Consider the following 11,317-nt stretch of genomic DNA (forward strand, 5'->3'; position numbering starts at 1 on the left):
CCCTCTATTTCTAATGATGCCTTGAATCTGTGCTAATGTGCTGAATATTTTGTGTTTTTTGAAAATCCCATCCTCCTACCTTCTATTGATATTAAGTTGGATTCTTAGGAATGACAAAAGTGAAGACATTTTTTACGCTGTTTAGTCTCTCGATACTGCTAATTTTTGCATTATCAGGCTTACACATTCATCCGCTCAACGCCGCTACTGCATTCCCCTCTTGGCTGATTGCTCAGGAACAAGCCGTCAACCAAACCTTTGAGGAAATTGTTCAAAATAGTCAAAAACAAGAAGGATTATTTACACTTTATCACAATCAAGAAACGGGAAAAGTTTATCTCGAACTCACCCCTGAACAATTTCAAAAAAATTATCTCTGTTTTATAAGTTTAGAATCGGGAATTGGTGAAGCAGGAATCTTTCGAGGATTGGATTTAAACGAGTTTTTATTTCAATGGCGACTTCAAAATAAGAAAGTTCAGCTTGTGGTTCCAAATATTAACTTTAGAACCCAACCGAATGATCCCCAAAGCCGTTCTATTAGCCGTTCAGTTAGTGATTCGGTTCTCTATTCACTTCCGATTCTCAGCACTCATCCCGAGCGTCAAAGCATACTAATTGATTTAACCAATGTTATTACCAGCGATCGCGATTTATCTAATTTAGGCAATTATTTCTCTAGATTTATCGGTTCAAACTATAGTATTGACGCAGAAACATCCTATATTTCTCAGGTACAAACGTTTCCACTAAATATTGAGATAGAGTCAGTTTTTGGCTTTTCTCAAAACAGTGGAAGTCGGGGAAGAAATTTATCTTCGCTTCCCGATAGTCGTGCTTTTAATCTTAATGTTCGCTATAGTTTCATCGAAGTTCCAAGCGAAAATAGTTATCGTCCTCGGCTTGCTGATGAACGAGTCGGATACTTCACGAGTACCTACAAAGATATTTCTAATTCGACAGGTCGTTCTCCATTTGTGCGTTATATTAATCGCTGGAATTTAGACAAACAAGATCTGAATGCTGCTCTTTCTCCTCCCGTTAAACCCATAGTGTTTTGGATTGAAAATAGCGTTCCTTTGGAATATCGAGAGGCGATTGCTGAAGGGGTCTTAATGTGGAATAAAGCCTTTGAAAAAGCCGGATTTAAAGATGCAGTTCAAGTTAAACAAATGCCTGATGATGCCACTTGGGACCCGGCAGACGTGCGCTATAATACAATTCGTTGGTCTACGTCTTTTCAACCTTTATTTAATGGCTATGGCCCTTCTCATACTAATCCGTTAACGGGTCAAATTTTAGATGCCGATATTGTAATTGAAAGTAATGCGGTTTCTAAGTTGTATCAGGGAATTGGTTTTTTAATTGATAGTCATCAACAAAGTAATAATCAACAAAATAGCACTTCCCTAATTAATCGAAATCCTTGTGAGTTAGGACGGTTATCTCTGTCACAAATTACGTCTGACTCCAACTCAAATTTATCCTCTGATGTTTCTTCAGAACATTTATGCTTTGGATTTGAGTCTAACCGTCAGTTAGCAACGGGTGCAATGGCGATGTCATTATTACAAGGTGTAAACCCAAATAGTCCACAAATCAAAGACTATGTTCACCAATATTTAAGATTTCTTACCGCCCATGAAGTCGGTCATACATTGGGACTCAGACATAATTTTCATGGTAGCACGTTACTATCACCAGAGCAATTAAATGACACAAATATTACCCATAATTTGGGATTAGTTGGATCAGTAATGGATTATGTCCCTGTCAATCTCGCCCCCAAAGGAGAACCTCAAGGCGATTATTTTCCGATTATTATTGGGCCTTATGATCAATGGGCAATTGAATATGGTTACACCCCAATTTTTGCGAATACTCTCTATCAAGAAGAACAAATTTTACAAGAAATTGCTCAACGATCAAGTGAACCCGAACTTTCTTTTGCAACTGATGAAGACTTTTGGGGAGTATTTCTTGATCCGGCTGCTAATACGTTTGATTTGAGTAGTGATATGCTGCAATATTCGCAATGGCAACTTGATAATGCGATCGCGATGTGGGAGCGTTTAGAAAGCCATTCTCCCCGTGCAGGTGAGGGATATGATCAAGTTCGACGGATGTTTGAAACCATCTTTGGTTACTATCAAAATCACGCGGAAAATATCACTCTTTATATTGGGGGTCAGTCATTTAATCGTAACCGAATTGGTGATCCAAATGGACGATTACCTTTTGAACCGATTCCTGTAAATCAACAGCGTGAGGCGTTAGTCAGTTTACAGAAATATGTATTTTCTGAAGAAGCATTTCAATTTTCCCCTCGTTTACTCAATCAATTAGCGCCTTCTCGTTGGCAAGATTGGGGAAATCCTGATGTAAATTCGACCTTAGAATATCGAATTGGCGATCGCATTTTGTGGTTCCAGAAATCTATTCTAGAAGAAATTTTAGCCCCGACTCGTTTAGTGAGGTTACGAGATTTGGAGTTGAAAACTTCATCCAAAAATATACTCACTATGCCAGAATTATTTGAAGCATTGCAAAATAGTATCTGGACTGAGGTATTACAACCGGATAAAGGAATAGAAGTTTCAGGAATGCGGCGATCATTGCAGCGTGAACACTTGAATTTATTAACTGAAATGGTGTTGCGTGAAGTGAATGTTCCTGAAGATGCGTTAACCTTAGCTTGGTTTCAGTTAAAACAGTTGCGAGAAGTTTTGGATCAAAGGTTAGAAAAACAGAAGGATCGGATGGATGCTTACACCTTGGCGCATTTAGAAATGACTCGCGATCGCATTGTTAAAACGTTAGAAGCGGAGTTACAAACCAATTGAATACTTAAAACTAGAGTAGTTCTAGATATAACTCAATGACCTCTCCCCAACCCCTCTCCTACAAGGCGAGGGACTTAAATCTCAATGACCTCTCCCCAACCCCTCTCCTACAAGGCGAGGGAATTAAATCTCTTTAAAGCTCAATTAAAAATTAAGGTTTTAAAGCCTCTCTCCTACCAGGGGAGAGGTTTGGAGAGGGGTTTTTTCTATTTGTCAAATTCATGTCATTGTTAAAACGTTAGAAGCGCAGTTACAAACGAATTAACTTGTGAAATAATTAACGATCAAGGGATGTAGAGAAAAAAGAGCCGATGTTGTATATATGAGCGATCGCGCTTTGAGAAACGCCAGAGTTCCTAACAGGGTATTTCCTGAGATCGAGGGTGCGAGATGCGATCGCAACTGGGAAAAAGAAAGGGGTGCATTTTGAGTTGCCAGAACTTTGATGATTTGTTGTGCGGGTACGGATAAAGCGCTCAACTGTTCGTTTAATAGCTCACCAATATTTTCAGAAATTAGGGTGTTGTGGCTGAAGAAATTGGTGAGACTGCTATCAAAGAAACGCTGAATGATGGTGGCAACAATGGAAAGAATCAAAGGATTACCATCGTAATAGTCAACCAGGCGCTTCCATTCATCATCCGTTCCTTGAAATTTGCCTTTGGCGTTTAACATCTGTTGAATATCTGCAACTTGTAAACCCCGCACACAGAAAGAACGAACTCTCAAATTTTCCCCAATAAAGGGTTGAATTTCTGTTGGTTCGACTCGACTCGTTAGTATCACACAGCTTTGATGTTGTGCCTGTGCTAAGTGTTTTAGGAGTTGACTGTAGGCTTCATAATCAGAATCATTTCTCGAAGCTGTTTTTGGAGTATGATTTGGCAGAATAGATTCAACGTTATCCAAAATTAATAAACAGCGTTTGTGTCTCAAAATATCCATCAATTGCCGTATCTTAGCGTTGATATATTCTGGAATAGTCGGGTGAGACTCGCCGGAGAAATGGTTAATCAAATCATCGATAAAATCGCTAAAAGGCAAGGGAGAATGCGATCGCGATATTGGTTGAAGACTCCGCCAAACCAAAACTTTGAATTCCGGTTGTATTTGTTCTGCTAATTTAGTCGCCAACCAAGTTTTACCAATACCAACAATACCGAAAAGCGTGATTAAACGACAGCGATCTTCTAGAACCCATTGCTTCAAAGTTTCCAATTCTATCCCGCGACCACAGAACACTGAAACATCCGGCGCTAAACCCCAACTCAACACATTATTTTTGGGAGGCGATGCTGTGACTAACGCTTCGCTTTCGGGGGTAAAAGGGACGAGTATAGTTGTTTCTTCATCTCCAATAGGAGACATATAATCACCCGGTTATAAAGTTAGGTTAAAACCGTTAAAATAGCGCACCAAAGTTTGTAAATCAACACCTTTTTTTCGAGCGTGAACCTTGCTGAGAGTGTGGGTTGATAGTCCGGTTTGTTCGCTGAGAACTTCCAACGTGCAGGATTTGGTGAAATCGTTCCAAAGGTCAGTTTGGGATTCTGCGCTTCGGAGTTTCTGAAATCCTTGCTGAGTTAGAATGGCAACCTTTCTTCGTCGTTGTTTGAGGGTAGGCATAGGTAAATGTGTGAAGGAAGATAAACAAAAACAAAAAGTAGATCAATTCTTCAAGAAAGATTGATATTTTACACATCCAATTTAACGAATGTTATACGGTTGTCAAGGGATGAGATCCCCTCAGAAGTCTTTTGGATGTGCTATTGGAGGTGTTTTTGTAAAGTTAGAAGTAAAGTTTCCTGCTTAAGTTCGCAAACTTCGATGGTTTTGTTAAAGGTGAAGAAGTTAAATAAGAGTTAAAAGAAGAGGTAGAAACTATGTCTGTACCTAGACTCGGAACCTACGTTTCTGAAGACAACAACTTCAAAATTCAGGTTATCTCGGCGGACGCATGGAATGGTCAAATCCAGGCTATTTATGAGACAAATTACAGTCCTGTAGGAGGATTTACCACAGAAGGCTTGATTGGGGGTTTTAGTTGGGTCTTCAGTAATCAACAAGGTAAGGATGGTGTAGCTCCATTTTTTATCACGTTCAGAGCTGGAAAACGTCCTGATGACCGTTCTTATAATATTGATGATAGTTGGACAGGAGCTTACCAAGTAAACGACATCCTTCTGATGGATGGCGCACGTTCTTACATTGACAAAGAGGGAGTTGTGCAAGTAGTGAGCCTTGGAACTTTGAGATTCTCTCTGTCAAATTAAGTTCTTAAAAAACCGGGAGAAGAAAATTCTTCTCTTGCTCATTGAGCCAACAAACCCGCAGCTAGTTTTGTAGGTTGGGTTTCGTTACCTCAACCCATTATGATCTTTTCTGTTTTTCTGTGAATGTGTTGGGTTGCACTTCGTATAACCCAACCTACTTTTTTTCCTTAATATACATATTTACCCTTATCGTTTTAAGATTTGGTCATATTCATCATGAGTTCCAATCCATACCCAAATGTAATCCTGTCCATCTTGAACAGCTAATGCCCGATAGTTGAGTCCAATTCTAGCAGACCACAGTTTCCCAACTTTTTTAAACTGCAAAGAAGGATGATTTAAGTCACGTTTGAGTAACTTAAAGTTTTTTCTTGCAAGTTTTTGGATGGAGTCAGGTAACTCATTAAAACATTGCCAAAATCGTTGAGTCGTTTTATGCAACTAGAGTTCCTGTAGTTTATTGTGTGCTTTTTCGGTTAAGGCTTCTTCAATCAAGAAGTCTAGCTTTCCTGATAGAGAATCCGCTTCAATTTCTTTATCCCACTGTTCCCAGTCTAACTCGATTATCCATTTTTTTAAATCGTTGAATTCATCAGAGGAAAGAGATTGAATTGCTGCTTGAATTTCTTTAACTGTAGCCATATCAGATTATTAGGAGACTCGTTTTCTATATTTTAGCAAGTAACAAGAATATAATTGTCACTCCATCTATATTACATTACACTCCCAACCCAAGTTCAGCTTTTAAGCTTCCTTAAGTTTTAGCAATGCTTTCGCCTTAGCCACCCGCACCAAATGTTCAACATATTCATATTGTTGCCATGAACGTTCCTCTTCAGGCGTCAACCCAACTGTTCTATTTTTTTCCAGCAAATTGTTGATATGTTGTTGTAATGCTTCCGACGGCTTCAACGCCAAAATTTCCTCTGGGGTGGGAAGATTTGCCAAGAATTCTAACACATCTGCTAATCCAGAAAATCCAGATTGAACATCCGCACTCCATTCCCGCAAACCCAGTTCTAAAATTTGGGGTAACTGCTCTTGCAATGAACTTAACCGCATCGCCAATTCATCTGAAACTTCGACTTTAATCTGCATGATCGAGCTTTGAAACACTTAAAGAGATTTGTGTTAATCGTAGCGCTAATTTTGTAGCTTGGGTTGAGATAACGAAACCCAACATTATCTTTTCCTTGTTGATATGGATGTGTTGGGTTGAAATTTGTTTAAAACAACCTACTTTTTTTAGGTTTTAATTTAATAAATTTAAGATAACGCTTTAACTAATATTCGTATTAACGGTTTAATTTAGATCTAAAAGTTTAATCTATAGTTTTGTAGGCGGCTTTCACTGGGTATTTTTCTGGAGTCAGCTTTGGACTTTTTCATGTTCACACACGGGTTAAATGATCAAACTGCCATAAAACAGCAACATCAAGCACAACAGTAAATCTCAGCTTGAGTATAATTTTTATCTTAATCACTCTAAACTCAAGCAATTATGAGCTTACATCAAAAAATTCAAGACCTCTTTCCGTCTGAAGACACTATCCCCTCAGAATTTCGCCTAGAAACCCCTCTGGATCAAAAAGAGTATCTGATTGATGGAGAATTGCGAATTTGGGATGGCCCACAAGAGGAAGTTCATTCACCTCTACGCTTAAAAACATCCAATGGCTTAAATACCCACCTGATCGGACAATTTCCCTTAATGAGTGAGGAAGCAGCATTAGCTGTCTTGCAAGCGGCTTTAAATGCCTATGATTCGGGTCGAGGCTTGTGGCCAACTTTGTCGGTACAAAAACGGATAGAACACGTCCAAGACTTTGCTTATCGCATGAAAGAAAAGCGGTCTGAAGTGATTAATCTTCTCATGTGGGAAATTTGTAAATCTTATGCAGATTCCGCTAAAGAATTTGATCGCACATTAGACTATATTGCTAGCACGATTGATGCACTAAAAGATTTAGATCGACGCTGTTCTCGCTTTGAGATTGAGGAAGGGGTTATCGGTCAAATTCGACGCGCTCCTTTGGGGGTTGTGTTGTGTATGGGGCCTTCTAACTATCCTTTGAATGAGACGTTTACCACTTTAATTCCAGCGTTAATTATGGGCAATACTGCAATTTTAAAAATGCCCCGACCTGGAACATTATTGAACCGTCCTTTACTCGAAGCTTTTCAAAAAGCTTTTCCCCCTGGTGTTGTTAATTCTGTCTACGGTGCAGGTCGAGAAGTAACTCCACCGATTATGAGTTCTGGTAAAATTAATGCGATCGCTTTTATTGGCTCGAGTAAAGCGGCAGATCGCATCGAACGACTACACCCCCAACCTCATCGACTCCGAACTATTTTAGCATTAGAAGCCAAAAATCCAGCGATTGTTTTACCTCATGCTGATTTAGATGTCGCAGTCAAAGAATGTATTTTGGGAACGCTTTCTTACAACGGACAGCGCTGTACAGCGTTAAAAATTCTGTTCATTCATCGACAAATTGCTGATCAGTTTTTAGAGAAGTTTAAGGCAGCAGTGAGTGAGCTAAAAATGGGAATGCCTTGGGAAGAAGGGGTTAAATTAACTCCGATTGCCGAGCCAGGAAAACCTCAATATCTGACTGATTTAGTTGAGGATGCTAAACAGCATGGCGCTGAAGTGATTAATGAAGCTGGAGGTACTGTTAATGAGACATTTTTCTTTCCGGCGATTCTCTATCCTGTGAATGAAAAAATGCGCGTTTATTCAGAAGAACAATTCGGCCCGGTTGTCCCGATTATCCCCTTTGATGATATCGAGACTCCGATTGAGTATATTGTGAACTCCAACTATGGTCAACAAGTGAGTATTTTTGGAGAATATATCGATGATATTGCTCAACTGATTGATCCGTTGGTGAATCAGGTTTGTCGGGTAAATATTAATAGTCAATGTCAGCGTGGGCCTGATACTTTTCCCTTTACTGGACGCAAAGATTCTGCCGAAGGAACGTTATCAGTTTCGGATGCTTTGCGCTCATTTTCAATTCGGACTTTAGTGGCAACTAAAGATATTGAGCAGAATAAAAGCTTAATTTCTAAAATGGTTCGAGAACGGAAATCTAACTTCCTTTCTACTGATTTTATTCTGTAAAAATAGAGCGGGTTTATGGATGTTTGTTGTCGGATGAATAAACTTCTGTGAACCCGCTCCCACTCAGTTGATTTGAGGAATAGAACGGTTAAGTCATTAGACTGCTAAATCCATGAGAGTTGTTATATTAGAAGAACGGTATGCTTTTGCTAATCCGTGAGTTATTTTATAGCATCAGGATTATGCTGTCGTTCTTTTCTCGGGTGGGGTTGAAGTTGACTCGTCTCCTTTATCGACGAATTATTTTGGTTTTGACCTTGCTTTGTTTGGTGGGAGTGGGGGGATCAATCTGGAATATGTCGCGTTTAACATCTAATCTGATTAAATCTCAAGCCCTTCAAAATGCAAAACTTTATGCGAATACACTTACAGAGTCTCGTACTCTTTACAGTTCAGAAGTGGTGAGTCGAGTCAAAAAGGATAATCTAATTCGAGTCAGCCACGATTATCTGATTCATCCTGGGGCTATTCCTTTGCCTGCTACCTTTTTGATAGAATTAGGGGAGCAGATTGGAGCCATGAAACCGGGAGTTTCAGTTCGATTATATAGTGATTATCCTTTTCCTTGGCGAAAAGAAACGGGCGGAGCTAGAGATGATTTTGAACGAGAAGCCCTGATTTTTTTGAAACAAAATCCTAATAATACTTTTTTTCGGTTTGAACAATTTAATGGATTATCTACCTTTCGTTACACTCAAGCTGATATTCTAAAACCGAGTTGTGTTGCTTGTCATAATAGTTATCCGGGAACTCCGAAGACGGATTGGAAAGTGGGAGATGTACGCGGAATTTTAGAAATTACTCAACCGTTAGATCATATTAATCGACAGGTACACGTTGGACTGAGAGGAACCAGTATAATGTTAACTGGACTGTCTATACTTGCAATTTCTGCTTTAACGTTAGTCATCGGTCGGTTACGTCAAACTTCAGAAGAATTAGAACAACGAGTCTTTGAACGCACGACTGAATTAAGAAGGGCAAATATTGAACTCTCGAATGAGCAGAAAAAATCAGAGGAGTTATTACTTTCTATTTTACCTCAGTCCATTGCTAATCGACTCAAAAACGGAGAAGTTAATATTGCGGATTGTTTCGCAGAAGCAACGATTTTATTTGCAGATATTGTGGGTTTTACAACACTTTCTAAGGAAGTTAAACCGGAAAAGGTGGTTAGAATATTGAATGAAATTTTTTCTGATTTTGATCGACTGTGCGATCGCTACAAGTTAGAGAAGATTAAAACGATTGGTGATGCTTATATGGTAGTTGGTGGACTCCCAAATCCTCGAAAAGATCATGCAGCCGCAATAGCAGAAATGGCACTAGATATGTTAGATGACTTGAATCAGTTTAATGCGAAAAATAATGTTAAACTTGAAATCAGAATCGGGATTAATTCCGGCCCAGTTATTGCAGGTATCATTGGTACAAAAAAGTTTATTTATGACTTGTGGGGAGATGCGGTTAATACAGCTAGCCGTATGGAATCTCATGGAATTGCCGGAGAAATTCAACTCACTGAAACAACTTTTGATTACTTACAGAAAGAGTTTCTTTTTGTTGAACGCGGATTAATTGAAATTAAAGGAAAAGGTAAAATGAGAACTTATTTGCTCAAAGGAAGACGATTAAAATCGATTAAATATCAAACTTAATTCCTCAAAAAAATATAAAAATTAATTTAAAATTATAAACCAATATTTAAAATTTATATCAATAGTTTTATGAAGATTAATATCAAACTCGATTAACTCGACTTGCATTTTTTTGGGTTTTGCGTCACAACATAAAGAATAGCTAACTTTATTGGTATCCAACGTGTCTGATTTTCTCCAACAAACAGAAGCCTATTTACAAACTTACATTACTCCTATTGCTAATGAAATTGATAGTTCCTCTCACCGACTTCAAGATGCTTTAGAAGGGTTAGGAAATTTGGGTGTTTTAGCTTTGCGAGTTCCCCAAAAGTGGGGCGGAAAACAAGCCAGTGCGGAAAATTTTACTCAATTTCAAGAACTCATTTCCCGATATTCTGGGGCGTTAGCATTTCTACAAACCCAACATCAAAGTGCAGCGGGAATGTTAATGCAGAGTTCAAATACTGAACTTCAAGATATCTATCTTCCCCAAATGAGTCACGGAAAAATTAAAGTTGGTGTTGGTTTTTCTCAGCTTAGACGGAGTGGAAAACCGACAATTGTGGCGAAAGAAGTTAGGGGCGGATATGAAATTAATGGAGAGGTTCCCTGGATAACGGGATGGACTATTTTTCAATACTTTATTATCGCTGCAACTTTACCGGATGGACGGGCGGTTTTTGGGTTGGTTCCGTTTGAAAATATAAACACTTCCCAAGGAGAAATTAAACTCAGTTCTCCGATGTCTTTGTGTGCGATGACGTCTACAAATACTGTTACCGCGACTTTAACTCAATGGTTTTTACCATCAGAAAAAGTGGTTTCTCTTAAACCTGCGGGTTGGATCACAGAAAATGATCAAAAAAATGCTTTAAAAGCAAGTTTTTTTGCACTCGGATGTGCGAGGGCGGGGTTGGATATTCTTGAAATTGCTTTTGATAAAAAAGGATTTAATTTTATTCAAGACAGTGCTAATCTATTAAAGGAGGAACTCCATCAATGTCGGACAAAAATTCAACACGCTCAACAAAATTCGACTTTGAGTTTAGCAGAAAAATATCAACTTAGGGCTTGGGCAATTAATTTAGCGATACGTTGTAGTCATGGGGCGGTTATTGCCTCAAGTGGGGCGGCGAATTTAAGCCAACATAACGCCCAACGAGTATATCGAGAAGCGTTAGTTTATAGTATTTCCGGTCAAACAAAAGGCTTAATGGAAGCAAGTTTAAATACTGTTATTGAGTCAAATATTGATTCAAAATCTTAGGTCAAATTTCATTAATGACTATTCTTAAATGGGTTAAAAGCCAAACTACACCCACTGAAAAATTGCAATAACTCGAACTTTAAAGCAAGAACAAACTCAGATCGGATACAAATTAGGATTGTTTCTGAGAATTTCTTGCAACTACGAAACAAATTGTCGAGCATTTT

The 11,317-nt window shown here is 38.7% G+C and carries 10 protein-coding genes; 5 read left to right on the plus strand and 5 right to left on the minus strand.

The features are described from left to right. Nucleotides 1-110: 110 nt before the first annotated feature. On the plus strand, nt 111-2,843 hold the full coding sequence (locus tag L8106_RS10930; RefSeq protein ID WP_009784348.1) for a zinc-dependent metalloprotease: 2,733 nt from the start codon (nt 111-113) through the stop codon (nt 2,841-2,843). Nucleotides 2,844-3,104: 261 nt separating this feature from the next. Here the strand turns inward: L8106_RS10930 and L8106_RS10935 are convergent, their stop codons facing one another. Together L8106_RS10935 and L8106_RS10940 are read right to left on the minus strand one after the other, a co-directional pair. Beyond that, a complete protein-coding gene (locus L8106_RS10935) occupies nt 3,105-4,211 on the minus strand; it encodes an AAA family ATPase (protein ID WP_009784349.1) in 1,107 nt (368 codons plus the stop codon). Nucleotides 4,212-4,223: 12 nt separating this feature from the next. Next, nucleotides 4,224-4,469: a hypothetical protein gene (locus L8106_RS10940; RefSeq protein WP_009784350.1), complete on the minus strand. Its 246-nt coding sequence runs from the start codon at nt 4,467-4,469 to the stop codon at nt 4,224-4,226. Between the two features lie 257 nt (nt 4,470-4,726). Between L8106_RS10940 and L8106_RS10945 the strand changes: the two genes are divergently transcribed. Continuing rightward, a complete protein-coding gene (locus tag L8106_RS10945) occupies nt 4,727-5,116 on the plus strand; it encodes a hypothetical protein (RefSeq protein WP_009784351.1) in 390 nt (129 codons plus the stop codon). A gap of 186 nt (nt 5,117-5,302) precedes the next feature. On the opposite strand, the gene L8106_RS10950 is transcribed toward L8106_RS10945, so the two are convergent. From L8106_RS10950 to L8106_RS10960, 3 genes are all read right to left on the minus strand, one after another. Continuing rightward, complete coding sequence (locus tag L8106_RS10950) at nt 5,303-5,557, minus strand: hypothetical protein (protein ID WP_009784352.1); 255 nt, start codon at nt 5,555-5,557, stop codon at nt 5,303-5,305. Then, nucleotides 5,558-5,758 carry a hypothetical protein gene (locus L8106_RS10955; protein WP_009784353.1) on the minus strand — a complete coding sequence of 67 codons (201 nt, stop codon included), beginning with the start codon at nt 5,756-5,758 and terminating at the stop codon, nt 5,558-5,560. Nucleotides 5,759-5,860: 102 nt separating this feature from the next. After that, nucleotides 5,861-6,214, minus strand: coding sequence for a hypothetical protein (locus L8106_RS10960; protein WP_009784354.1), 354 nt, complete (start codon nt 6,212-6,214; stop codon nt 5,861-5,863). A gap of 403 nt (nt 6,215-6,617) precedes the next feature. On the opposite strand from L8106_RS10960, the gene L8106_RS10965 reads away from it, so the two are divergent. The 3 genes from L8106_RS10965 (at nt 6,618) to L8106_RS10975 (ending at nt 11,150) form a co-directional block, all read left to right on the plus strand. Next, entirely contained in the window at nt 6,618-8,243 is a 1,626-nt protein-coding gene (locus tag L8106_RS10965; RefSeq protein WP_009784355.1) for an NADP-dependent glyceraldehyde-3-phosphate dehydrogenase, read from the plus strand. A gap of 140 nt (nt 8,244-8,383) precedes the next feature. Continuing rightward, nucleotides 8,384-9,901: an adenylate/guanylate cyclase domain-containing protein gene (locus tag L8106_RS10970; protein ID WP_232228463.1), complete on the plus strand. Its 1,518-nt coding sequence runs from the start codon at nt 8,384-8,386 to the stop codon at nt 9,899-9,901. Between the two features lie 163 nt (nt 9,902-10,064). Continuing rightward, nucleotides 10,065-11,150: an acyl-CoA dehydrogenase family protein gene (locus L8106_RS10975; protein WP_009784358.1), complete on the plus strand. Its 1,086-nt coding sequence runs from the start codon at nt 10,065-10,067 to the stop codon at nt 11,148-11,150. Nucleotides 11,151-11,317: the final 167 nt, after the last annotated feature.

Origin of the sequence: Lyngbya sp. PCC 8106 (assembly GCF_000169095.1) — a bacterium.
Classification (GTDB): domain Bacteria; phylum Cyanobacteriota; class Cyanobacteriia; order Cyanobacteriales; family Microcoleaceae; genus Capilliphycus.